The organism is Dactylosporangium sp. NPDC050688 (genome assembly GCF_040654515.1).
Lineage (GTDB): Bacteria > Actinomycetota > Actinomycetes > Mycobacteriales > Micromonosporaceae > Dactylosporangium.
Genome location: NZ_JBFAIC010000001.1, coordinates 288,865 through 311,973 on the forward strand (window position 1 = coordinate 288,865; position 23,109 = coordinate 311,973).

Below are 23,109 nucleotides of genomic sequence, written 5' to 3' on the forward strand. Positions count from 1 at the left end.
TCCTCATTCGGGTATGGTTGCCCACACGGCATCTTGCGTGGCTAGAGCAGCTTGATCCATGTCGAGGTTTCGATAACGATGGGTGTCACGACGACCACGAGATACGTGGCGGCTGCGAGGAGACTCGGATTCACGGGCGCAACGGTAGATCAAGTGCGGCCGGGATTGCCGTGTTCCGAACGAACGACTGAGTTGCGAAACGTTTAGATGAATATTAATTCGTAAGTCATTCATGTTCTCAGGAGTCGGCGCCGCAGTTGGCCGACGACGGGGTCGTCGAGGTCTTCCGTGAGCCGGAGGCCGTCCATGCGGGCCATCGCCGCCGCGCGGAACCGGCCCGCCGCCTGCAGGACATCGGCGAGCACTGCGTACGCCCGGCAACGCAGCAGCGGATCGTCCAGCCCGGCACCGACGGCGAGCGCGCCACGGGCACTGCGCTCCGCCTCGTCGAACCGTCCAAGGAGGCGTTCGACATCGGCGGTGGTGGCCAGGAGGTCGCCGAGCGCTGCCTCGTCGCGGGTGTGCGCGTGCAGGTCCAGGGCGAGCCGGCAGTGCCGCAGCGCATCCTCGTGCCGCGCCGTCTCCAGGTGCAGCGTGGCGAGTGCGCCATGGGTGACGGCCTGCCCGCGCAAGGACTCCAGCCCGATCCGGAGCTCTAGCGCACGCAGGTACGCAACGGTCGCATCGTCAGGGCTGCCGGCCATGCGGTACGCGTCGCCGAGCCGGTGCAGGGCGGCCGCCTCGGTGTGGTGGTCGGCGCGGGTGCGAGCGATATCGACCACCTGGCCGAGCGTCTCGGTCGCGGCGGCGACCCGGCCCAGCTTCAGGTTCACCGTCGCCACGTTGTGCAACATGTACGTCACGGCGTCCTGGTCGTCGATGCTGAGTGCCATGCCGAGCGCCTCGTCGAACAGCGCGAGGGCCCGGCCATAGGCGTGCAGCGCGAAGTGGGCCGACGCGAGATTGCTGGTCGTGCCGATCCGGCCGACCGGGTGGGCGTCACGCTCCGCGGCTACCTTGGCGTTGGTGAGCAGTTCGAGCATGTCGCTCTGGCGTTCGAAGCGGTCGAGGATCTCGTAGACCACGCTCGGCAGTTGCCAGGCGTGCCGGTGAAAGCCCTTGTCCAGGGCCCATCGCGTCAGCGCGGCCAGGTTGTCGCGTTCCGCCTCGCACCAGGCCATCGCCTCGGCGGTGGTCGCAAACGGCTGCGGCTCAACGTCGGTGGGGGTGGGCAGGTCGGGGACCGGCGGCGCGTTGGGTTCGAGCCGGGCTGCGGCGTTGGCGGCGGTGAGGACGGTCCAGTCGAGCAGGCGTCGCATGGCGTCGCGGCGCTGGGACGCGGGCTCCTCTTCCCTGGCCCGACCGGCCGCGAACTGGCGGACGAGATCGTGGAAGCGGGACCTGCGCACCCGCTCGTAGCTGATGAGATGCGTCCTGGCCAGCGCGTCGAGCAGTCGCTGAGTCTTCGGCAGCGGCGCGCCGAGCAGCGCACCGGCCGCCTCGGTGGAGATGCTTTGGCCCGGATGCAGCCCCAGGACCCTGAAGGTCCGCGCGAGGTCCGGCGCCAGCGCGGTGTAGGACCATTTGAACACCACCGCCAGGCTGGCCTCATCGTCGCCGTCGCTGTCCATCAGGTGCCGGGCGAGGTCCTCGACGAGGTCACCGACCGGCACAAACGGCCGTGCCGCCACGTGTTCGCCGATGATGCGGACCGCCAGCGGCAGCCCGCCACAGAGCCGCGCGAGCGTCTGCACCGCGGGTTGCTCCGCCCCGGCCCGGGACGGACCCACCATGCGGGTCAGCAGGACGACGCAGTCGGACTCGGGCAGCGGCGCGACCGTGATCGCGCGGACCCCGTGCCGGACGACCAGGCCGGTCAGCCGGTTGCGGCTGGTGATGACGGTGACGCAGGTGGCGGAGGTGCTCAGCAGCGCCCTGGCCTGATCGGAGTCCAGCACGTTGTCCAGGACGATGAGCATCCGCCTGCCGCTGAGGAGCTGGTTGAGCCGGTCCCGGCGCTGTTCCAGGCCGGCCGGGACCCGGTCTGCGGGCACGTCCAGGGCTCGCAGGAATCGCCCGAGGGCCTCGGCCGCGTCGACCGGCGCGGCGTCGCCGTAGGCGTTGGCGTCCAGGTACAGCTGACCGTCCGGGAACCGGTCGCGGCGGTGATGCCCCCAGTGGATCACCAGGGTGGTCTTGCCGACGCCGGGCATGCCGGAGACCGCGACGACGCCGTCGTGCGCGGTCAGGTCGTCGAGCTCGGCGAGCAGCGCGCGCTGGCCGACGAAGTCGCCGACGTCGCCAGGCAGTTGGCGCGGCCCTGCCGCCAGGGCGGGTGAGGAGCCGCCGGCGTGCCGGTCGGGGCGGGCCGGCGACGGCGGTCCGATCGCCGGTTCGGCGCGCATCTCGCGGCGGAACCGGCGGCGGAACGCGGCAAGGAAGGCCCGCGCATCATCGTCGTGGCCTGTGGCTGCCAGCGCGGAGACCCAGTGCCGGGCGAGCACCTCATCGAGGGGGTTGGTCCGCAGCAGCGGCTCCAGCCGCGCCAGGGCGGCGTGGTGCAGGCCGGCCCGGATCTGGCTGCCGGCGAGGGCCCTCTCCGCGTCGAGCAGTTCCTCGCGCAACTGGCGGCGCAGGTGTTCCGACGGTGCGCCGTGCAGGTCGGCGAGCGGCTCGTCGTGCCACAGGCCGACCGCCTCCTCCAGCAGATCAACCGAACGCTGCACCTCGTGCCCGCTGGCCCGCGCCTCGCGCACCAGCCGGCGGAACCGGTGCAGGTCGACCGCCTCCTGGTCGACCTCCAGCCGGTACGCATGCGCTCCGGCGGTCCTTACCAATGCGTGCGGTAGGTCCACCCGGTTCAGGACCGCCCGGATCCGGCTGGCCAATGAGTAGAGGCTGCCGCGATACTCCTCTGGATCACCGCGATCCCACAAATGCTCGACGATGGTGTCGACGGCGACCGGTTCGCCGGCATGACAGAGCAATAGGGCGAAGAGCCCTCGCTGCTTCGCCGCGCCTATCGGAATGCGCTCCCCGCCGACGTGCAAGGCAGTGGAGCCCAGAATGACGAATCTCACCGGCTGCCCCCTTCGCTTACATCGACCCCGTTCCATTATCGGGCAACATTGCAGTTCGTCGCGGAGCGGAACGGTGCTGCTCAAGATCCGACATACCGTATCCAGCGGACATTCATGCGCGTTGCAAGTTGCCTGCAACGCAACTGTTCATCACGTAACAACCGCTGTCGTGCAGCCTCGTGGTCACCGCTTCCAGATCGAGTTCCGGGGGTTCGCAGTGATCACGTGTGACTGGCTTCCAACTCCTACAGACATCGACGCTCGAAGATGGAGAACTGTACCGGTCATTCGCACGGTACTTGCCGTCGTGCACACGATGGTGAGCTGCCACCGGATGCTCGACGTGATGGAGTGCGTCGAGTCCGACACGCGGATCCAGACCGTGTGGACGGTGGCCCCCGACGCTTTCCGGCGCGGGTGCGTCGAGCATCTGGAGGGCCTCGGCGCGCTCGTGGTTCCGTGGCAGCAGGCCCGGCGGACCCGGTTCGACCTCGCGGTGGCTGCGTCGGCGGGCGGCCTGCCGGCACTGCACGCCCCGCTGCTCGTCATGGCGCACGGCGCCGGCCGGGGCAAGCAGGTCCGCCCGGCCGGGCGGGGCACCCCGGCGACCGGCGAGCGGCAGGTCTACGGTCTGGACGCCGGTCGGCTCAGCCACGACGGCGAGGTCGTCGCCTCGGCATTGGCGCTGGCGCACGAGACGGAGCTGGAGATCGTGCGCCGGCAGTGCCCGGCTGCCCTCGACGTGACTGTCGTCGTCGGCGACCCGTGCCTGGACCGGCTGGTGGCGAGCATCGGCCTGCGGGAGCGGTACCGGAGGGCGTTCGGCGTGACGCGGGCCGAGCGGCTTCTCGTGGTCAGCTCGACGTGGGGCCGGGACGGGCTGCTCGGCCGCGTGCCGGAGCTGCTGCCACGCCTGATGCAGGAGGCGGCCGGGTCCCGGTGGCGGATCGGGGCGCTGCTGCACCCAGCGGTCTGGACGGCGCATGGCCACCGGCAGGTCCGGGCCTGGCTCGGTGACTGCCGGGCGGCCGGTCTCCTGCTCGCAGAGCCGGCCGACGACTGGCGGGCGCTGCTGCTCGCAGCGGACCGGCTCGTCGGCGACCACGGCTCGGTGACCGCTTACGGCGCGGCGCTGGGCCTGCCGACGGTCCATGCCGCACCGACGTTGTACGGCGCCGCACCGGACCCGGCGACGGTCCGTCCCGCGGCTGGTGTGCACGGCGTCGCACTGGACCCCGGCCGGGCCCTGCTGCCCCAGGCCGAAGGCGCACCGCCCACCGATCCGCAGGTCGCCGCCGCCGCGCTGACCTCGCGTCCCGGCGAGGCGCACCGGTTGCTGCGCCGCACGATGTACCGGCTGCTCGACCTCGACGAGCCGGGCCGGCATCGCGCCCCCGCGCCGGTGGTCGTGCCCGGCGCGGTGCACCGGTGAACCGGCCAGTCGTCGTGGTGCTCGGCGGACCGGACGATCCGCGGGCGCCACTGCTGCCTCTCGCCGACGTCGTGATCACCGCCTGCGCCGCAGTGGCAGGCGAATGGTTCGCCCGGCTCCCGGGCCTGACGCTCCTGCTGGTGGCGGGGCGCACGGGGTACACCATCCACCACCGCGGCGGCACGCGGCAGTTCAGCGCCGGGCCGATCGGTGACCCATCCAGCGCGGCGGGCGCCGCGTACGCGGCCTGGCTGGCGGATCAGGACCCTGCGGTGAGCAGGTCCAGCTGATGCCGGACCTGCCCGGCCCGGCGGGACCCGGACGCCTCGAAAATCGTGCATGCCAGGGTGAAGTGCCGGATCGCGAGCGCGGTGTCCCCTCGGCGGCGCGCGACGCGACCCAACACGTCGAGGGCGGCCGCGAATTCGAACTCGGAGCCCAGCTCCCGCAGTCGCACTGCGGCGCCGGCGGCGAGCCGCTCCGCCTGCTCGAGGTCGTCCAGGCCGAGGTGCGTGGCAGCGGCCGCGACGGCGGCCCGTGCCGCGTTGTAAGGATCGGTGTGGGCGAGCAACTGCTGTGCCTCGCGCAGCAATGGCAGCGCCTCGTCCGGCCGGCCGGTCCCGGTGAGCAGCGAGCCGAACCTGACAAGGGTCAGCGCGGTGGACCGGCCGTCGTCCAGGATCCTCCGCTTGGCCAGGACCTCGGCGTACAGCGCGGCGGCCGAGGCGGTGTCGCCGGCGTCGTGGTGGATCTCGGCGAGGCCTTCCACGGCATCGGCGTGGCCCTGCTCGTCGCCGATGCCGTGGTACAGCCGGATCGCCGCGCTGGTGTGCCGCACGGCCGCGGCCAGGTCGCCGGTGACGGCACAGACCCGGCCGAGCCGCTTGAGCATGACGGCCTCGGCCCAGGTGTCACCCCACTCGCGGGCCGCGGCGACGCCGATCCGGTCCACCTCGAGGCGGTCCCGGTAGTGCTTGCCGTGGAAGAACAGCGGCCACAGCGCGTATGCGAGGTGCCAGGCAAGCTCGGCCCTGCCGAGGTCGTGCGCGGCGCGGACGGCGTCGACGAGGGTGCCGCGCTCGCGTTCCAGCCAGGCGAGCGCCATGCTACGCCCGTCGAACTCGGGCACCCGCGGCGGCCGCGCGACGTACCGGTAGGAAAGCCGCCGCCGGTACGGGGTGAGGATCCCGTCAGCGGCAGCCGAAGCGGCGAGGCACCACTCGAGCATTGCCAGCCGGGCCGCCCCGGCCTCATCCGGGCCGGTCTGCTGCCGCGCGTGCAGTCGCACCAGGACGTGGAACCGGAACCGGTCCTGGTCGATCTCCTGGAGCAGGTTGGCGTCCAACAGCCGCTCCACCGCCCCGGCGCTTGGCGTCAGTGCCGCGGCGAGGTCAGGGCCGAAGTCGCGGCCGGGATGCCAGGCGAGGCGGCGGTAGAGCGCTGCGGTATCTGCGTCCAGCGACCTGTAGGACAGGTCGAAAGTTGCCCGCACCGACCCGCCACCGGGCACAGCGAGCGCGCCGAGGCGGCCGGGCTCTCGGGCGAGCTCGGCGACGACCCGGCCGATGGACAGCGCCGGCCGCGCGGCCAGGCGGGCCCCCGCGACGCTCAGCGCCAGCGGCAAGCCGCCGCAGACGTCCGCCAGTTCGGCCGTCGCGTCCGGCTCTCGGTCGACTCGCCGCCGGCCGGCGGTGGCGGCGAGCAGCGCGACCGCGTCGGTGGCGGGCAGCGGTTCGACGCCGATGAGGTGAGCGCCGTCGGCGACCAGGCCGGCGAGCCGGTACCGGCTGGTGACCACGACCAGGCTCGATGGGGATGCCGGCAGCACCGCCCGCACCTGGGCGGCGGAGTAGGCGTCGTCGAGCAGCACCAGCAGCGCCCGGCCAGCGGTGAGCGACCGGTACAAGGCCGCCTGGTCCCGCAGCGTGGTGGGTATCGCACGGGGTGGGACGGCCAGGGCTTGCAGGAAGCAGGTCAGTACCTCGGCCGGGTCGGCCGGCCCGGCCTCGCCGAACGCGGTGAGGTCGAAGTACAGCTGGCCCGTGCCGAAACGCCCGGCGACTTGATGCGCCCACCAGGTGGCGAGCGCGCTCTTGCCGACACCCCCGGGCCCGCTGAGCACGACGAGGTGGGGGCCGGGCCGCTGCAGCACCAGGTCGAGCGCCCGGCGTTCGGCGGCTCGGCCGGTGAAGTGCGGGGTGGCCGGCAGGAGCTGGCGCACGGCGGCGGCCGGCGCCGCGGCGGGTGCGGCGAGGTAGACGTCGCCGTAGACGTTGCCCGCCTGGACCGCTGGGCCATGGACCGTCCCGGACAGGTCGTTGCCCTGCCCGCCTGCCTGCGTCATCCGGTGCCTCCGGTGCGGCTCAGAGGCTGATGCCACCGTGGATGTCACGCGCCTGCACGACGGTCGCTGCATGCCCGCTGAAATGGTTGACGGCGCCGTCGCCGGCGGCCGCGGGGGCAGCGTCCGGGGGCAGGATCTCACGCAGCCGGCCGGCGAGCGCGGGGTCCTCGGCCATCGCGCTCAACAGCGCGTCAGCGAGCGCCGCGACGCGCTGCCGGTCATCGGGGTGCTCGATCGCGTCCCGCAGGGCGCGATCGTCGCCGCCCCGCCGCGCGAGCCGGTCCCGGACCAGTCGAACCAGGGCGCCGACCGCTCTGCCGCCCGAGGCGACCGCGGCCTCGGTGCCCACCGTCGCGACGGTCGCGGCGACCGCCATCGCAAGCTCATCCGGCGTCATGCGGACCTCCTCGGCCAGTGTCACCCTCGGTGCGCACAACAATACTGGTCTTCTTCAATGGATTACCATGCGTCGTGATGGTGACGTCGGACGGTGGGCATCGGCCATGCCGCGATCCCGCCGCGGCTGGAACTCGCTGACCGGCGACCGCCCGCCGTCCGCCGGACCAGTCGCTGGTCCCGCGTGGCTTGCACCGCGCTCACGCAGGCGAGGCTCGTGTCCGGCCCGTACGCGCCGCTTCGCCGGGCCAGCGAGATGCATGCCGGGTGATTCCGGGGGTGGCCTGCGTCACTGCATGTCACGCCCGCATGTGGAACTCGCCTTACTGTGTTGAGGCGCGGCCGTGGGCGGGCTGTGGTGCAAGATGTCCGCATGTCGTTCTCGTTGCCGATCTCGGCCGAAGCCAACGCGCTGCTGGACCGGGACCCGCTGGCGCTGCTCATCGGGATGACGCTGGACCAGCAGATTCCGCTGGAGAAGGCGTTCACGTCGCCGTGGGTGCTGGCGCAGCGGCTCGGGCATGAGCCGACCGCGCAGGAGCTGGCCGAGTTCGATCCCGACGCGCTGGTGAAGATCTTCGCGACGCCGCCGGCGTTGCACCGGTTTCCGAAGGCGATGGCGGCGCGGGTGCAGGAGGTGTGCCGGGTCCTTGTCGACCGGTACGACGGGGACACCGCCGCGCTGTGGACCGGGGCCGGGTCGGGTGCCGAGCTGTTCCGCCGGGTGCAGGCCCTGCCCGGCTTCGGCAAGCAGAAGGCGCAGATCCTCGTCGCACTGCTGGGCAAGCAGTACTCGGTCCAGCCGGACGGCTGGCGGGAGGCTGCCGGTGGCTACGGCGAGGAGGGCTCGTTCCGCTCGGTCGCCGACATCGTCGACGGCGAGTCGCTGGGCCGGGTGCGCGAGTACAAGAAGCAGATGAAGGCCGCCGCGAAACTGGGATAGGCCCACCGTTGCGTGCGCGCGGGCACCCGGGGTCGTAGGGTGCCTAACGTGCTGAAGGGTTTCAAGGACTTTATCTCGCGCGGCAATGTCATCGAGCTTGCCGTCGCCGTCGTCATCGGTGCCGCGTTCAACGACGTGGTCAAGTCGTTCACGGACGGCTTCCTCCAACCGTTGATCAAGCTCACCGGCGGCATCGGGGTCGGCGACAAGAACCAGGGGCTGAAGATCGGGTCGCAGTTCCTGGCCTGGCCGGCGTTCCTGAACTCGGTGATCGGCTTCCTGCTCACCGCCGCCACCGTCTACTTCCTGGTCGTGCTGCCGATGAACAAGCTCGCCGAGCGGCGTAAGCGGGGTATCGAGCCCGAGCCGGCCGCACCGGCCGACGACATCCGGCTGCTGACCGAGATCCGCGACCTGCTCGCGACCGGCACGGTCAACCAGCCGACCGACCCCAACGGCGGCGCGTACGTCGCCCCGGTGAAGCCGAGCGGCACCTGAGCACGCCCCACCCGCGCGCGTGGCAGACTCGGTGGTAATGGGACGCAGGCCGAAACCGCAGCTGATCACCACCGCCGAGCGCTCGCCCGAACAGGAGCTCCGATCCCGGGAGCGGCGCTATGTGGCGATGATGCTGGTGCGTGGCCTCTGCGTGATCATGGCGGCGATCCTGGTCACCGCGAAGGTGCCGCTGCTCTGGCTGTGGCTGAGCCTGCTGCTGGTCGGGGCGGCCGTGCTGCCCTGGGCCGCGGTGCTGCTCGCCAACGACCGGGGGCCCCGGCCCGAGCACCGCTTCCGCAACAAGTTCCAGGCCCGGCGCGACCGGCAGCAGTCGCACCCTGACCCGGCGCACGCGCTGACCGACCACGAGCGGACCGACCCGAAGATCATCGATCTGTAGCGGTGGGCCTGCCGCCGACCTGCGCGACCGCGCGGGCGCCGAGGCGGGCCCCACCGGCCAGCGCGTCCGCCGGGGTCGCGCCGGTGAGCCAAGCAGCCAGGAAGCCGGCGGCGAACGCGTCGCCGGCGCCCGTCGGGTCGACCACCCGCGCGACCGGCGCCGCGGGCACGTGCACCGCCGGCGTGGACGGTGCGGCCCAGGTCGCCCCGCCGGCGCCCGACTTCACGACCACCGCGCCGGCCCGGTCCAGCAGCGCCGCCGCCAGCTGCGCCGCCGTGCCGCCGGGCCCCGCGAGCACCCTCGCCTCGTCCAGGTTGGCGAAGAGCAGGTCCACGCCCGGTACCGACGCCCAGAACGCCTCCCCGAGCCGCTGCAACGGCGCGGCCGAGGCGGCGTCGAGACTGGTCGTCAGGCCCCGGCGCCGCGCGGTGCGCAAGGCGTGCCGGCCGGCGGGCGCGCAGTCCGGGTCGAACAGCACGTACGCCGACAGGTGCAGATGCCGCGCGTCCGGCGTCGCGTCCAGGGCCCGGTCGACGTCGGCGGGGCAGAGCAGCCGGTTGGCGCCGCGGTCGGTGAACATGGTCCGCTCCGCGTCGGAGGCGAGCACCACCACCGTGCCGGTCACCGTGCCCGGCACCCGGCGCACCGACGTGGTGACGCCCGCGGCGGCCAGCTCGGCGAGGCGGGCCGTGCCGGGCTCGTCGTCGCCGGCGACCCCGGCGAACACCACCGGGTGCCCCACCGAGCCCAGCCACGCGGCGGTGTTCGCGGCGGACCCGCCGCCGCTGACGCGGACCGAGGCGAGGGTGTCGGAGCCGATCGCCAGTGGCCCCTCGTGGACGGTCACGATGTCGGTGACCACGTCACCGACGACGATCACCGTCACAGGGCCGCCGCGATGCGCGCCGCCAGGTCGGCGTTGCGCAGGATGATCCTCACGTTGACGTCCAGGCTGCGGCCCTCGGTCGCGGCGTGGAAGTGCGACAGCAGGAACGGGGTGACGTCCTTGCCCGTCACGGCGTCGCGCTCCAGGCCCGCCAGACCCTCGGCGAGGACCCGGTCGTGCAGACCGGGGTCGAGCTGCTCGCCGACCGGCAGCGGGTGGGCCACGATCAGCGCGCCGGTGTGCACCGCCTGGGCGCGCGCCGCCCGCACGATCGCCGCGACGCCCGCCGGGTCGTCCACGGACCAGTCCAGGTCAAACCCGCCGTCGGTCAGGTAAAAGCCCGGAAAACGCCTGGTCTGGTACCCCACGACGCTGACCCCTAGGGTCTCCAGCCGCTCCAGGGTGGCGCCGACGTCGAGGATCGACTTCACGCCCGCGCAGACGACGGTGATCGGCAGCCGGGACAGGGCGGTCAGGTCCGCCGACTCGTCGAACGTGGTCGCCGCGCCCCGGTGCACCCCGCCGAGCCCGCCGGTGGCGAAGACGGCGATCCCGGCCGCGACCGCGACCGCCGAGGTCGCCGCCACGGTCGTGGCGCCGTCGGCCCGCGAGGCGGCGGCCGGGGCCAGGTCGCGCACGGAGAGCTTCACCACGTCGTCGCTGCCGGCCAGGTGGTGGATCTCCTCGTCGGACAGGCCGACCACGATCTCGCCGCCGATCATGCCGATCGTCGCCGGGACCGCGCCCGCCGCCCGGACCGTCGCCTCGATCTCCTTCGCGACGGTCAGGTTCGACGGCCGGGGCAGCCCGTGCGAGATGATGGTGCTCTCCAGCGCGACGAGCGGCGCGCCGGACTCCCGGGCGGCCGCGACCTCTGCGCCGAAGCGGATGGCATGGTTGATCACCCGGCAACGATAACCCCGGCCGCCGTGCAGCAGGCCGGCCGTTCGCCTGGCAGACTGGGACCGTGACAACGACTCCCGAAAACGGTGGTTCGACGCTCACCGACGAGCGCGTCGAAGAGCAGACCGACTACCGGTATGACGCCGGCGACCACGAGAAGTTCTCGCACTACGCACCCAAGGACAAGATCATGCAGGCCATGATCGAGGGCACGCCGGTGCGGGCGCTGTGCGGCAAGCTGTGGGTCCCGTCACGTGACCCGAGCCGGTTCCCGGTGTGCCCGGTCTGCAAGGACATCTACGAGAACGTCGTGCAGAACGACGACCCGTCCTGACGGCCGTCCAGCTGTCGTAGTGACGTTCGGCGCGGATCGGCGCTCCGCCGGCCCGCGCCCGCTAGGCTGAGCAACGCCTTCGAGGTCCAGCGACCCGGAGGCGTTTCTGTGTGGGTTTCTTCGGGTCCTCAAGGGGGTGCCGCATGCCGCCGCGTCCGGTGGTGCAGGCAGGACAGACGCTCCGGGTGTGGCAGCGCAAGGCACTCATGGAATACCTGCGCGGCAAGCGTGAGGACTTCCTCACCGTCGCCACGCCCGGCGCCGGCAAGACGACGTTCGCGCTACGGATCGCCCTTGAGCTGTTCGCCGACGGCACCATCGACAACCTCACCGTCGTCACGCCGACGGAGCACCTGAAGAAGCAGTGGGCCGACGCCGCCGCCCGGGTCGGGATCGACCTCGACCCCGGCTTCCGCAACGCCGACGTGCACGCCGCGTCCGACTTCCACGGCACCGTCGTCACGTACGCGCAGGTCGGCGTGGCTCCCGCGGTACACCGGCGGCGCACGATGACCAGGAAGACCCTGGTCGTGCTGGACGAGATCCACCACGCCGGCGACTCGAAGTCGTGGGGCGACGGGGTCAAGGCCGCGTTCGAGCCCGCCGTGCGCCGGCTGATGCTGACCGGCACCCCGTTCCGCTCCGACGACAACCCGATCCCGTTCGTGCAGTACGAGCGCGGCTCCGACGGCATCGCCCGCTCCCGATCCGACACCACCTACGGCTACGCCGAGGCCCTTGCCGACGGCGTCGTGCGGCCCGTCATCTTCCTCGCGTACTCCGGTGAGACCCGCTGGCGGACGTCGGCCGGCGACGAGCTGGCCGCCCGGCTGGGCGAGCCGATGACCCAGGACCTCATCGCGCAGGCGTGGCGCACCGCCCTCGACCCGACCGGCGACTGGATGCCGCAGGTGCTGCGCGCCGCCGACGCCCGCCTGAAGGTGCTGCGCGCGGGCGGCATGCCCGACGCCGGCGGGCTCGTCATCGCCAGCGACCAGACGGCGGCCAGGGCGTATGCGAAGGTCCTGCACGACATCACCGGCGAGAAGGCCGTCGTGGTCCTCTCCGACGACCAGGGCGCCTCGGGCCGCATCGCCACGTTCTCCGCGTCGGACGAGCGCTGGATGGTCGCCGTGCGCATGGTGTCCGAGGGGGTCGACATCCCCCGCCTGGCCGTCGGCGTGTACGCCACCAGCGCCTCCACCCCGCTGTTCTTCGCCCAGGCGATCGGCCGCTTCGTGCGGGCCCGCGGCACCAGCGAGACCGCGACCGTCTTCCTGCCCAGCGTGCCGCACCTGCTGGAGCTCGCCTCCGAGATGGAGGCGCAGCGCAACCACGTCCTCGGCGCGCCGAAGGAGAAGGACGGCTTCGAGGACGAGCTGCTGGAGCGCGCCCAGCGCGAGGAGAAGGTCGGCGACGACCTGCTCAAACGCTTCGAGGCGCTGTCCGCGACCGCCGAGCTGGACCAGGTCATCTTCGACGGGGCCACCTTCGGCCTGCCGGCGCAGACCGGCACGCCCGAGGAGGAGGAGTACCTGGGGCTGCCCGGCCTCCTCACCGCCGACCAGGTGTCGGCGCTGCTCAGCAAGCGCCAGGCCGAGCAGGTCGCGGCCGAGAAGCGCCGCGCCCCGGCCGCCGCGACCCTCGCCCCGGAGCCGCCCAAGACGGCGGGCGAGCGCCGCATCGTGCTGCGCCGGCAGCTGAACACGCTGGTCGCGGCCCATCACCACCGCACGGGGCTGCCACACGGCAAGATCCACGCCGAGCTGCGCCGGCTGTGCGGCGGGCCGCCGAGCGCGCAGGCGACGATCGAGCAGCTCGAGGAGCGGATCGCCACCATCCAGACGATGTGACGCCTGGCCCGGCGCGGTGCTGCCGGGATTGCGCTGGTCAGGGCCGGTCTGGAGCGTCGGGCTCAGGTGACCGGCGGCTCATGTGGTGGGGCGTCCGAGGGTGTGCGCCCCGGGGGTCGGCAGGGCGGCCGCCTCGTCCGGGCTGCCCGTTACGTACACCAACGGATCGGGGCGGTATGCCGGCAGGCCCATGCGCGCTGCCGGGGAGGGCCCGCGCCGGGCCCGACCCGGGCGCCTTCCGGCACCTCATCGGGCGAGCCGGGCACCATGTCAGGGCCGGGTCCCCGCGCGCTCCCGGCCCGGGTCCTTGCCGGCGCCGGGCCGGAAGACAGCCGTAGGGCGCCCCGGCCGGGACGCCCTACGGAGACGGTATGGGTCAGCTGACCGTGATCTCAGAGCCTCGCCACGTGAAGTCCGGGGCGACGGCCACCTCAACTGCGATCTTGACCAGTTGGTCGGCGTACTTGTTTGCGTGATGTCCACAGAAGATCAGGTCGCCGCCTTCGGCGAGCCGAACTCGTAGTTTGCCTGCCGCGCTGCAGCGGTCGCACCGTTCCTCGGCGGCTGGGGGCGCTGCCGTCTCCGGCGGCGGCGTGAGGGTCGGGGTCATCGCCTTCCTCCTCTGATCGTCACCGACGAACGCTTCCTTGCGTCGTTCACAGATGGTTCAACACCGTCGTGCCTGACATCGTTCCCGCCGGACCAGGGGGACCGATGTCACATTTCCGTCGTGCCTGCGAATGCCCGGACCGCAACACCCGCTACGTGCTTCCTATCGCGCCTCGGCGGCGATCACAAGTGGGTTGAGGCGCTGGTCCCCCTCCCTCATGCCCTCGGTGACCGGAAACACACCCGGGCTGCCCCAAAAGGGACAGCCCGGGTTCGCCCACAGCGGAATGCGACATCAGTCCAGGTAGTCGCGCAGGACCTGCGAACGCGACGGGTGGCGCAGCTTCGACATCGTCTTGGACTCGATCTGGCGGATCCGCTCGCGGGTCACGCCGTAAACCTGGCCGATCTCGTCGAGGGTGCGCGGCTGGCCGTCAGTGAGGCCGAACCGCAGCCGCACGACGCCCGCCTCGCGCTCCGACAGCGTCTGCAGCACCTGCTGAAGCTGGTCCTGCAGCAGCGAGAACGACACGGCGTCGACCGCGACGACCGCCTCGGAGTCCTCGATGAAGTCACCGAGCTGGCTGTCGCCCTCGTCGCCGATGGTCTGGTCGAGGGAGATGGGCTCACGCGCATACTGCTGGATCTCCAGCACCTTCTCCGGCGTGATGTCCATCTCCTTGGCCAGCTCCTCCGGGGTGGGCTCGCGGCCCAGGTCCTGGAGCAGCTCACGCTGGATGCGGCCGAGCTTGTTGATCACTTCGACCATGTGCACCGGGATGCGGATGGTGCGGGCCTGGTCGGCCATGGCGCGGGTGATGGCCTGGCGGATCCACCAGGTGGCGTAGGTGGAGAACTTGTAGCCCTTGGTGTAGTCGAATTTCTCGACGGCGCGGATGAGGCCGAGGTTGCCCTCCTGGATGAGGTCCAGGAACGCCATGCCGCGGCCCGTGTAGCGCTTGGCGAGCGAGACGACCAGCCGGAGGTTGGCCTCCAGCAGGTGGTTCTTGGCGCGCTCGCCGTCGCGGGAGATCCACATGAAGTCGCGGCTGGCCGGCATGACCATCGGCTCGCCCGCGTCCTCGGCGGCCCGCAGGCGCTCGGCGGCGTAGAGCCCCGCCTCGATGCGCTTGGCCAGCTCGACCTCCTGCTCGGCATTGAGCAGGGGGACCTTGCCGATCTGCTTGAGATAGGCGCGCACCGAGTCGGCGGACGCGGTCAGCTCCGCGTCGCGGCGGGCCTGCTTGAGCGCCTCGGACTCCTCGTCGTCCCACGCGAAGTCGTCGTCGGTCGCGGTGGCCTCGGCGTCGGCCTCGACGGCCTTGACGACCTCGACCGGCTCGTCGGCGACCACGTCCTCGATCTCGGCCACGAGCGCGGCGTCGTCGATCTCCTCGAGCTCCGGCTCGTCGCCGACGACCTTCGGCGCGGCCGGGTCGGCGGCGTCGCCGGGGGCGGCCTTCTTCGCGGGCCCGGCGGCCTTCTTCGCCGGCGCCGCCTTCTTGGCGGGTGCGGCCTTCGCCGGCGCGGCCGCCGCGGGGGCGGCCTTCTTGGCGGGTGCTGCTGGTGTCGCTGCCTTCTTCACGGGCACCTTCTCCACCCCCGGATCCTGAGCGGACTCGACGGCTGTCAGCGGCTTGGCTGCCGGCACCTTACGGGCTGGTGCGGCCTTGGCGGTGGCGGCCTTGGACGCGGGGGTCGCGGAGCGTGCCGCCGCGACCCGGCGCCGCCCGTTGGCGGAGTCGTCGACGACGACGGTGACTCCCGCCTCGGCGAGACTCCTGAGCAGCTTCTTGGCGTGAGCGGGGGTCACATCTGCGGTGTCGACCGCCTGCGCGACCTCCGCCGACGTGAGGTGGCCGCCATTGGCGGCCGCACGCGCGATCAGCGAGTCGGCGAGCGAGCGTACGTCGACGCTGGGCTGGTGAGCTGCTGTCACGAACGACCTTCCGGTGCGATGAGCGAGCGACGGCCGGTGCGGCCGAGTTCGCGCACGGCGCGGCCGTGCTGAGTGGGCCTTGGGTGCTTTTGGTGGCGCCCGTGTGCCGTGCGTCCGGGGCGGATTCACGAGCGACAGCGGGCAGCGCGTGAATTGTAACGCTCTCTCGCCCCAACATCCCGCCTTGTGGGCCCGACCCGCGATCCAGAGCCCACCTTGTGACCGAACGGATGGGCAAAACCGGGCCTGACAGGATGGGATGCATGGATCGGGAACACGAACTGCTGGACCTCGCGGTGTCGATCGCCCGGGAGGCCGCCGCGCGGGCCCGGGCCATGCGAGCCGCCGGTGTCGACCCCGTCGCCACCAAGTCGACGCTCACCGACGTGGTCACGGCCGCCGACCGGGCGGTGGAGCAGCAGGTCCGCGACGCGATCCACGCCGCCCGCCCTGGCGACGCCGTGCTGGGGGAGGAGTTCGGCGGCGGCGAGGGCGGCGGCAGCGCCGTGCGCTGGATCCTCGACCCGATCGACGGCACCGTGAACTACCTCTACGACCTGCCGCAGTACGCCGTGTCCCTGGCCGCCGAGGTCGACGGCGCGGTGGTGGCGGGCGTGGTCATCAACGCCGCGACCGGGCGGGAGTGGACCGCGGTGCGCGGCGGCGGCGCCTACGCCGGGGGCCGGCGGCTGTCGGGCTCCCAGCAGACCGACCTGCGCCAGGCGCTGGTCGGCACCGGTTTCGGGTACGCGGCCGATCGCCGCCTGCACCAGGCGGCCGTGCTGGCGGGCCTGATCGGCGACATCCGTGACGTGCGCCGCTTCGGCGCCGCCGCGATCGACCTGTGCCTGGCGGCCGAGGGCAGCCTGGACGCCTACTACGAGAAGGGCCTCAACGCCTGGGACCACGCCGCCGGCGGCCTGGTCGCCGCGGAGGCGGGCCTGCTGGTCACCGGTTTGAGCGGCGCCGCGCCCGGACCCGACATGGTGGTGGCTGCCCCGCCGGCCCTCCACCAGGGCCTGCACGACCGCCTGGTCGAGCTCGGTGCCGACAAGGGCCCCTGACCCCGGCCCGGGCCGGGTCAGGCCTCGGCGCAGGTGCCCTCGGGCAGCTCAGGGTTGCCCAGTGCGCCGATCGACTGCTTGACCTCGGTCACCGTCGGCAGCTGCTGGAACCTCGCGCCGAGGATGACGTCGACCTTGTCGTCCTGCCGGTTCTTGTCGAACTCGTCCTCGGACTTGTTCAGGAAGTACGCCCGCACCAGCCACGCGGCGCCGACCGCCTTCGGCCCGAAGCGGATGACGGCCACCTTCTCGTTGGCCTTGTTCACCGGCGGGTTGGGCGCCCCGTTCTGCACGGTGGCCTTGAACCCGCGGCTGGCGAAGTCGTTGGTGATCTCGCCGGCCAGGCCGGGCTTGCTCGTCGCGTTGAACACGTTGAGGTTGACCTGCTTCTCCTCGGGCAACCTGTTGTTGACCATCACGGCGTCCTGGGCGCACTCGTTGGCCGACACAGAGCCGGTCTGGCGGTCCTTGACCAGGGCGATGGTCACGAACACCGCCGCAGTGACCACGAGCAGGCCAACCAGAGCCAAGGCTCTCACCCGCGCAAAACTCATGGCAGTGCTTCTCCCCGCCCCCAGAGCGACTCCGTCACCAGATAGACGCTCTGGCTGCCGGGAAGGTTAGCGCCTGTCGAGGATCCATGTTGAGGTCCCCACCCGGGTTACCACAAAGTTCCTACTCGCCGTTGCGGGACGACTCCCCACGGAGATGACCGTGTGGCGGTAAGGTCGCATCCGCCGCGGCCCGGGCGGATCAGAAGCCTGGGACGTTGTTGTGTCGCCTCGGTCACATTGGGAACAAGTTTCCGCGAGTAGGCGTACAACAAACGCACGAGGGCGGTAAGGTACGCCGCCCGTTGGACGTTACACCGGGCGCGACACCTACGGGCGAATGAATTGGGAGTGTGAACACCGATGGCCACCGACTACGACGCGCCGCGTCGCGACGAGGTCGACCTCGGGGAGGACAGCCTCGAGGAGCTGAAGTCCCGCCGGACCGATGCGCAGTCGGCGATCGTCGACGTGGACGAGACCGAGCTGGGCGAGACCTTCGAGCTCCCCGGTGCTGACCTCGCCGACGAGGACATGACGGTCAAGGTCCTGCCGATGCAGGCCGATGAGTTCCGCTGCTCGCGCTGCTTCCTGGTGCACCACCGCAGCCAGCTCGCGGCCGAGCGCAACGGGGAGCTGATCTGCCGGGAGTGCGCCTGACCGTGAGTTGATCACGCGGATCTGGCGCAGGCGTGCTTGAGTCATAGGCGGCACCGTTTCGCACCGCGGAGGTAGACGATGGCCCAGCCTGACGAGCTCGCCGAGAACCAGCCTGTGGACGGCTCTGCCGGGCCGGTCGATGAGGCCGAGCTGTCCACCGCGGTGGCGGCGCTGACCGACGAGGGCGTCGAGCAGAAGGAGCGCCGGCGCCTGCTCGGCCGGCTGGTCCGGCTGGAGATCCGCGAGCGGGGCGTCAAGGACCTGTTCCGGCCGAAAAAGGCGATCAACTGGATCACCGACTCTGTGACGACGGTCGCACCGCACATCCCCGTGCGTGATCTCGACACGCTGATGCAGCACCACCCCGGGCTGGAGGGCGACGCGCTCGCGGACCGGCTGGTGCGCAACGCGGCCCGGGTCACCGCCGGCATCGGCGCCGCGGGTGGCGGCGTGGCCGCCGTCGAATGGGCCGTGACCCCCAGCCTGCTGTCCGCACCGGTCCTGCTGGCCGCCGAGACGGTCGCTGTGGTTGCGGTGGAGATGAAGCTGATCGGCGAGCTGCACGCCGTCTACGGCCGCCCGGTGGAGGGCACCGGCACCCAGCGCGCCGGGGCGCTGATCCAGGCGTGGGCCGAGCGCCGCGGCATCAACCCGCTGAAGGTCGGCGGGAGCGTCGCGGCCGCCATGGGCACCGCGCTGCGCAAGGAGCTGCGCGACCGGCTGCTGCAGCGCTTCGGGCGCAACCTGAGCACCCTGGGCCCGTTCCTGACCGGCGCCGCCGTCGGCGGGTTCCTCAACCGCCGCGCCACGCTCGCGCTCGGCACCGAGATCCGCAAGGACCTCCAGGCCGGGCGCAAGGTCATCGAGGGCTGAGCGCCGCCGCGAGCCGCTCCGGGTGGCGGGTGCTGATCAGCCAGTACGGTGTCGGGTCTGCGTCGTCCGTCACATCGACGCGGACCGCGCCAGTGATCCACGGTCGCTGGATCACGAACGCCTCCGGATCCGCGTACGGGCCGAGCAGGTCGCGCTTGTCCGCGGCGGACAGCGGCGTCACCTCACCGATGTATCGCAGCGGGATGTGCGCGTCGTCGACCCGTAGCTCACCGTTGGACACCTCGACGCGGATGCGCCCCAGCCACCACAGCCCTACGGTGGTCAACGGCAGCAGGACGAGGTAGGGGATCCACGTCGCCAGCCCGGGCGCGCCCAGCCGGACCTCCGCTGCGAGGAGGCCGGCGAACGCCACCGCGGGCAGCCAGAGCCACCAGGCGACGGTGAGGCGCTCACGGTACGAGGTCGGCTGTGCCACGTGTGCGAGGGTACGTGTCCGGCGTCCACGGGCACCCGGCAGGATGGAGGCATGACGGTGGAGGTTCACGTCCGGCGGCTCGACCCCGAGCTGCCGCTGCCGGCGTACGCGCACCCCGGTGACGCGGGCGCCGACCTGGTCGCGGCGCGGGACGTCCACATCGCCCCGGGCGAGCGGGCGCTGGTCCCCACCGGGATCGCGATCGCGCTGCCGGACGGCTACGTCGGCCTCGTGCACCCGCGCTCGGGCCTCGCGCACCGGCTCGGCGTGACGGTGCTCAACGCGCCGGGCACCATCGACGCGGGGTACCGCGGCGAGATCCTGGTGAACCTGGTCAATCACGATCGGGTGATCACGGCCAAAATCAGCCGAGGTGACCGGATTGCCCAGCTTGTGGTCCAGCGCGTGGAGCGGGCACACTTCCACGGCGTCGACCACCTTCCCGATACTGTGCGCGGAGCCGGGGGTCACGGATCCACCGGTGGGCATGCTGAACTGGAGGCAGAGCAGTGATCTTCTCGCGCAATCGCGGGAGCGGGCGGCACGCGAAGGACGACACCCGCCCGAGCGGAACCCGTCGGCTCGAGGAGGAGCTGGGCCTCGTCGACGACGAGCCGGAGGAGGCGGTGGCGCCCAAGGCGGACCGGCCCGAGGGCCCGTATGACATCACCGAGGCGCCCGCCGGCATCCCGCAGCTCGACCTGGGCGCGCTCAAGGTGCCCGCGGTCGACGACGTGGAGGTCCGCGTCCAGGCCGACAACGAGGGCAAGATCCAGCAGATCGTGCTCGTCCACAACGACAGCGCGCTGCAGCTCGGCATCTTCGCCGCGCCCCGCAGCGAGGGCATCTGGGACGAGGTCCGCGGCGAGATCCGCAAGCAGCTGTTCACCGACGGCGTCGCGGCCGAGGACGCCGACGGCGAGTGGGGCGTCGAGCTGCGCGCCCGGGTGCGCACCCCCGACGGCCTGACCGACATCCGGTTCGTCGGCATCGACGGCCCCCGCTGGCTGGTCCGCGCCGTCTTCCAGGGCCCGGCCGCGGTCGACCCGGACGCCGCGCCGCAGCTGCTGGAGTGCCTGCGCAACCTGGTCGTCGACCGGGGCCACGAGGCGATGCCGGTCCGCGAGCCGCTGCCGCTGCACCTGCCGAAGGAGGTCGCCGAGGCGACCGCCGACGGCGCCACGGAGGTCCCGCTCCCGGATGCGGCCAACGGTGCCGACGGCGGCGGTGCGGCGGAGCGCAGAAAGCCGTCACCGAGGCCCAGGCGAAAATAGCCGCTGTGCGCTGTACCGTCGTAGTGAGGTGTCATGTCTGGCCGAGGAGGGTGGCACCGACATCATGACCACGGACAGTGAGAAAGCCGTCGATCCGTCCGTCGAGCAGGCCAAGGGGCTGCGGAGGTTCTTCCGCCGCCTCACCGCCAGCGAGGCGGAGCTCGACGCCGAAGAGCTGCAGCGCGACGCCAAGCAGTGCGGCAGCATGCCCGCACTCGCCTGCCGCCGCGGTCAGGTCGTGAGCCTGAAGGGCCGGTTGCGCACGGTGGTCTACACGCCGCGCACCAACCTGCCCACCCTCGAGGCGGAGCTGTTCGATGGCAGTGACCTGGTGACCCTGGTCTTCCTGGGTCGCCGGCACATCGCCGGCATCGAGCCCGGTCGAGCGATCACGGCGAAGGGGCGCATCGCGGTCCGTGACGGCCGTAAGGTGCTCTACAACCCGTACTACGAGCTCGAAACACCCAGATGAGGCCGGATGCAGCCAGGTAAGACCGCGGACGCCGAGGAAGAGGCGCCACTGCCTTCGTTCTCGGTGCAGATGTCCGAGCAGCTGGGCGGTGCGCGCGGCCTCATCGAGTCGAGCATCCCGATCACCCTCTTCATCGTGGTCAACTTCCTGGGCGACCACTTCCACTGGTGGTCGCTGCGCACGTCACTGATCGTCGCGGTCGCCGCCGCGCTCGCCATGGCCGTGTACCGGCTGAGCCGCCGCGAGTCGGTCCGCCACTCGGTCAACGGCGTGTTCGGCATCGCGATCGGCGCGTACCTGGCCTGGAAGAGCGGCGACGCCAAGGACATCTACCTGCCGGGCATGGCCCTGACCGCGGCGTATGCGATCGGCATGCTCGCCTCGGTCGCGTTCCGCCGGCCCCTGGTCGGCTGGTTGTGGTCCGTGATGCTTGACAGGGGCGAGACCCGCTGGCGGGATAACCCGCGGCTGCGCCGCGCCTTCGCCTGGCTCACGGTGCTGTGGGCGGTCGTCTACCTGGCGAAGCTCGGCGTGCAGATCCAGCTCTGGCGCGAGGACGCGGCCGACCTGCTCGGCGTCGCCCGGCTGGCGCTGGGCTGGCCGCCCTATGCGCTGCTGGCGGCCCTGACGATCTGGCAGGCGCGGCGGATCATCCGGGACAGCGAGCCGGCCACCGCCGAGGCCGCCGCCCGGCCGGCCGACTGAAGCAGCCCGGGCAGCAGCGCAGTCAGAAGAGCGGTCAGTAGAACTGCGGCCCGCGCTTCTTGCGGGTGTTCTCGACCGAGTCGGCGCCCAGGACCACAGCGCGCACCGAGTCCTCCATCTCCGAGGTGACGACGAAGACCAGCTCGTCGCCGGCCTCCAGCGGGTCGTCCGGGGTGGGGACGAGGACCCGCTTGCCGCGCAGGATGGCGACCAGGGCCGAGTCGTGCGGCAGGGGCACCTCGCGGACCGGGTGGCCGACGTAGGGCGCGGTCTCCGGCAGGGTGATCTCCACGAGGTTGGCCTCGGACTGGCGGAACGTCATGAGCCGGACCAGGTCACCGACGGAGACCGCCTCCTCGACCAGGGCGGCCATCAGGCGCGGCTTGCTCACGGAGACGTCGACGCCCCACTGCTCGTTGAAGAGCCACTCGTTCTCGGCGCGGTTGATGCGGGCGACGACCCGCGGCACCGCGAACTCGGTCTTCGCCAGCAGCGACACGACGAGGTTGACCTTGTCGTCGCCGGTGGCGGCGACGACCACGTCGCAGGATGACAGGTCGGCCTCCTGCAGCGAGGACAGCTCGCAGGCGTCGGCGAGGATCCACTCGGCGGCGGGGACGCGCTCGGGCCGGACCATGTGCGGGACGCGCTCGATGAGCATGACCTGGTGGCCGTTGTCGACCAGCTCGGTGGCGATGGAGCGGCCGACGTTGCCGGCCCCGGCGATGGCGATCCGCATGATCAGTGTCCCCCTTCGGGAGCGGAGCCGGTGACCTTCGTCACGGGTGCGACCAGCTCGTCCGTGACGAGCATGAAGGCCAGGTCACCGTCCTGGATCACGGTCGACTCGGTGGGCAGCATGGCCAGGCCGAAGCGCATCAGGTACGCCAGCCGGGTGCCGCTGCGGGCCTCCAGGTCGCCGACCGAGCGGCCGATCCAGTCGGGGTGCATCGGGATCTCCATGATGGAGACCGTGCTGGTCGGGTCGCGCCACACCTCCACGTTGCCCTCGGGGACCAGGTGGCGCAGCATGCGGTCCGCGGTCCACCGGACGGTGGCAACGGTGGGGATGCCGAGGCGCTCGTACACCTCGGCGCGCTTCGGGTCGTAGATGCGCGCGACGACCCGTTCGACGCCGAACGTCTCGCGGGCGACCCGGGCGGAGATGATGTTGGAGTTGTCGCCGGAGGAGACCGCGGCGAAGGCATCGGCGCGCTCGATGCCGGCGGACAGCAGCACGTCGCGGTCGAAGCCGACGCCGGTGACGGTCGCGCCGGTGAAGTCACCGCCCAGCCGGCGGAACGCGTCGGCGTCGGAGTCGATCACCGCGACCGAGTGACCGCGCTGCTCGAGGCTGAGTGCGAGGGTCGAGCCCACCCGCCCGCACCCCATGATCACCACGTGCACGTAATGCCTCCGATGTGTGCGGTACTCGTGTTGAGGATGCCATGCGCGGG

Annotated in this window: 25 protein-coding genes; 14 read left to right on the top strand and 11 right to left on the bottom strand. The window is 71.9% G+C overall.

What is annotated here, in order from left to right:
* Positions 1 to 230: 230 nt before the first annotated feature.
* Positions 231 to 3,164, bottom strand: a complete 2,934-nt coding sequence (locus AB0H83_RS01420) for a BTAD domain-containing putative transcriptional regulator (protein ID WP_360084960.1) — start codon at positions 3,162 to 3,164, stop codon at positions 231 to 233.
* Positions 3,165 to 3,387: 223 nt separating this feature from the next.
* On the opposite strand from AB0H83_RS01420, the gene AB0H83_RS01425 reads away from it, so the two are divergent.
* Entirely contained in the window at positions 3,388 to 4,512 is a 1,125-nt protein-coding gene (locus AB0H83_RS01425; RefSeq protein ID WP_360084963.1) for a hypothetical protein, read from the top strand.
* Positions 4,509 to 4,802: a hypothetical protein gene (locus tag AB0H83_RS01430; RefSeq protein ID WP_360084966.1), complete on the top strand. Its 294-nt coding sequence runs from the start codon at positions 4,509 to 4,511 to the stop codon at positions 4,800 to 4,802. Before AB0H83_RS01425 ends, AB0H83_RS01430 begins: the two co-directional genes overlap by 4 nt.
* On the opposite strand, the gene AB0H83_RS01435 is transcribed toward AB0H83_RS01430, so the two are convergent.
* On the bottom strand, positions 4,772 to 6,856 hold the full coding sequence (locus AB0H83_RS01435) for an NB-ARC domain-containing protein (protein ID WP_360084969.1): 2,085 nt from the start codon (positions 6,854 to 6,856) through the stop codon (positions 4,772 to 4,774). The two genes, AB0H83_RS01430 and AB0H83_RS01435, sit on opposite strands and share 31 nt — an antisense overlap.
* Before the next feature lie 19 nt (positions 6,857 to 6,875).
* Entirely contained in the window at positions 6,876 to 7,253 is a 378-nt protein-coding gene (locus tag AB0H83_RS01440; RefSeq protein WP_360084972.1) for a hypothetical protein, read from the bottom strand.
* Between the two features lie 372 nt (positions 7,254 to 7,625).
* On the opposite strand from AB0H83_RS01440, the gene AB0H83_RS01445 reads away from it, so the two are divergent.
* The 3 genes from AB0H83_RS01445 to AB0H83_RS01455 are packed head-to-tail and all read left to right on the top strand — an operon-like array spanning position 7,626 to position 9,093.
* Positions 7,626 to 8,195 (top strand): HhH-GPD-type base excision DNA repair protein, encoded by a 570-nt coding sequence (locus tag AB0H83_RS01445; protein ID WP_360084975.1) that lies wholly within the window; start codon positions 7,626 to 7,628, stop codon positions 8,193 to 8,195.
* 48 nt (positions 8,196 to 8,243) lie between these two features.
* Positions 8,244 to 8,693 carry a large conductance mechanosensitive channel protein MscL gene (gene mscL / locus AB0H83_RS01450; protein WP_360084978.1) on the top strand — a complete coding sequence of 150 codons (450 nt, stop codon included), beginning with the start codon at positions 8,244 to 8,246 and terminating at the stop codon, positions 8,691 to 8,693.
* Between the two features lie 37 nt (positions 8,694 to 8,730).
* On the top strand, positions 8,731 to 9,093 hold the full coding sequence (locus AB0H83_RS01455) for a DUF3099 domain-containing protein (RefSeq protein WP_360084982.1): 363 nt from the start codon (positions 8,731 to 8,733) through the stop codon (positions 9,091 to 9,093).
* On the opposite strand, the gene AB0H83_RS01460 is transcribed toward AB0H83_RS01455, so the two are convergent.
* Together AB0H83_RS01460 and AB0H83_RS01465 are read right to left on the bottom strand one after the other, a co-directional pair.
* The gene (locus AB0H83_RS01460) at positions 9,080 to 9,979 is read right to left on the bottom strand and encodes a sugar kinase (protein ID WP_360084985.1); all 900 of its coding nucleotides are present in this window, start codon (positions 9,977 to 9,979) and stop codon (positions 9,080 to 9,082) included. The genes AB0H83_RS01455 and AB0H83_RS01460 overlap by 14 nt on opposite strands.
* Positions 9,976 to 10,884 carry a pseudouridine-5'-phosphate glycosidase gene (locus AB0H83_RS01465; protein WP_360084988.1) on the bottom strand — a complete coding sequence of 303 codons (909 nt, stop codon included), beginning with the start codon at positions 10,882 to 10,884 and terminating at the stop codon, positions 9,976 to 9,978. Before AB0H83_RS01465 ends, AB0H83_RS01460 begins: the two co-directional genes overlap by 4 nt.
* 62 nt (positions 10,885 to 10,946) lie before the next feature.
* On the opposite strand from AB0H83_RS01465, the gene AB0H83_RS01470 reads away from it, so the two are divergent.
* Positions 10,947 to 11,216, top strand: coding sequence for a DUF3039 domain-containing protein (locus AB0H83_RS01470; RefSeq protein ID WP_360084991.1), 270 nt, complete (start codon positions 10,947 to 10,949; stop codon positions 11,214 to 11,216).
* Positions 11,217 to 11,359: 143 nt separating this feature from the next.
* Entirely contained in the window at positions 11,360 to 13,069 is a 1,710-nt protein-coding gene (locus AB0H83_RS01475) for a DEAD/DEAH box helicase (protein ID WP_360084994.1), read from the top strand.
* A gap of 376 nt (positions 13,070 to 13,445) precedes the next feature.
* Here the strand turns inward: AB0H83_RS01475 and AB0H83_RS01480 are convergent, their stop codons facing one another.
* On the bottom strand, positions 13,446 to 13,679 hold the full coding sequence (locus AB0H83_RS01480) for a hypothetical protein (RefSeq protein WP_360084997.1): 234 nt from the start codon (positions 13,677 to 13,679) through the stop codon (positions 13,446 to 13,448).
* A 294-nt stretch (positions 13,680 to 13,973) separates the two neighbouring features.
* On the bottom strand, positions 13,974 to 15,617 hold the full coding sequence (locus AB0H83_RS01485) for an RNA polymerase sigma factor (RefSeq protein WP_360085000.1): 1,644 nt from the start codon (positions 15,615 to 15,617) through the stop codon (positions 13,974 to 13,976).
* A 263-nt stretch (positions 15,618 to 15,880) separates the two neighbouring features.
* On the opposite strand from AB0H83_RS01485, the gene AB0H83_RS01490 reads away from it, so the two are divergent.
* Positions 15,881 to 16,681, top strand: coding sequence for an inositol monophosphatase family protein (locus AB0H83_RS01490; protein ID WP_360085003.1), 801 nt, complete (start codon positions 15,881 to 15,883; stop codon positions 16,679 to 16,681).
* A gap of 17 nt (positions 16,682 to 16,698) precedes the next feature.
* On the opposite strand, the gene AB0H83_RS01495 is transcribed toward AB0H83_RS01490, so the two are convergent.
* Complete coding sequence (locus AB0H83_RS01495) at positions 16,699 to 17,220, bottom strand: LytR C-terminal domain-containing protein (protein WP_360085006.1); 522 nt, start codon at positions 17,218 to 17,220, stop codon at positions 16,699 to 16,701.
* 375 nt (positions 17,221 to 17,595) lie between these two features.
* Between AB0H83_RS01495 and AB0H83_RS01500 the strand changes: the two genes are divergently transcribed.
* Together AB0H83_RS01500 and AB0H83_RS01505 are read left to right on the top strand one after the other, a co-directional pair.
* Complete coding sequence (locus AB0H83_RS01500; protein WP_033357966.1) at positions 17,596 to 17,892, top strand: DUF4193 domain-containing protein; 297 nt, start codon at positions 17,596 to 17,598, stop codon at positions 17,890 to 17,892.
* 78 nt (positions 17,893 to 17,970) lie between these two features.
* Positions 17,971 to 18,765 carry a hypothetical protein gene (locus tag AB0H83_RS01505; RefSeq protein ID WP_360085009.1) on the top strand — a complete coding sequence of 265 codons (795 nt, stop codon included), beginning with the start codon at positions 17,971 to 17,973 and terminating at the stop codon, positions 18,763 to 18,765.
* Here the strand turns inward: AB0H83_RS01505 and AB0H83_RS01510 are convergent.
* Positions 18,752 to 19,201 carry a DUF3093 domain-containing protein gene (locus AB0H83_RS01510; RefSeq protein WP_360085012.1) on the bottom strand — a complete coding sequence of 150 codons (450 nt, stop codon included), beginning with the start codon at positions 19,199 to 19,201 and terminating at the stop codon, positions 18,752 to 18,754. The two genes, AB0H83_RS01505 and AB0H83_RS01510, sit on opposite strands and share 14 nt — an antisense overlap.
* 51 nt (positions 19,202 to 19,252) lie before the next feature.
* Between AB0H83_RS01510 and dut the strand changes: the two genes are divergently transcribed.
* The 4 genes from dut to AB0H83_RS01530 all read left to right on the top strand — a co-directional run bounded on the left by dut (position 19,253) and on the right by AB0H83_RS01530 (position 21,652).
* Positions 19,253 to 19,714, top strand: coding sequence for a dUTP diphosphatase (gene dut / locus AB0H83_RS01515; protein WP_360085015.1), 462 nt, complete (start codon positions 19,253 to 19,255; stop codon positions 19,712 to 19,714).
* The gene (locus tag AB0H83_RS01520; protein WP_360085018.1) at positions 19,711 to 20,475 is read left to right on the top strand and encodes a DUF3710 domain-containing protein; all 765 of its coding nucleotides are present in this window, start codon (positions 19,711 to 19,713) and stop codon (positions 20,473 to 20,475) included. Before dut ends, AB0H83_RS01520 begins: the two co-directional genes overlap by 4 nt.
* A gap of 64 nt (positions 20,476 to 20,539) precedes the next feature.
* On the top strand, positions 20,540 to 20,947 hold the full coding sequence (locus AB0H83_RS01525) for an OB-fold nucleic acid binding domain-containing protein (protein WP_360085021.1): 408 nt from the start codon (positions 20,540 to 20,542) through the stop codon (positions 20,945 to 20,947).
* A 6-nt stretch (positions 20,948 to 20,953) separates the two neighbouring features.
* Complete coding sequence (locus AB0H83_RS01530; protein ID WP_360085024.1) at positions 20,954 to 21,652, top strand: DUF3159 domain-containing protein; 699 nt, start codon at positions 20,954 to 20,956, stop codon at positions 21,650 to 21,652.
* Between the two features lie 34 nt (positions 21,653 to 21,686).
* On the opposite strand, the gene AB0H83_RS01535 is transcribed toward AB0H83_RS01530, so the two are convergent.
* Positions 21,687 to 22,397: a TrkA family potassium uptake protein gene (locus AB0H83_RS01535; RefSeq protein WP_360085566.1), complete on the bottom strand. Its 711-nt coding sequence runs from the start codon at positions 22,395 to 22,397 to the stop codon at positions 21,687 to 21,689.
* The gene (locus AB0H83_RS01540) at positions 22,394 to 23,059 is read right to left on the bottom strand and encodes a TrkA family potassium uptake protein (protein ID WP_360085027.1); all 666 of its coding nucleotides are present in this window, start codon (positions 23,057 to 23,059) and stop codon (positions 22,394 to 22,396) included. Before AB0H83_RS01540 ends, AB0H83_RS01535 begins: the two co-directional genes overlap by 4 nt.
* Between the last annotated feature and the right edge of the window lie 50 nt (positions 23,060 to 23,109).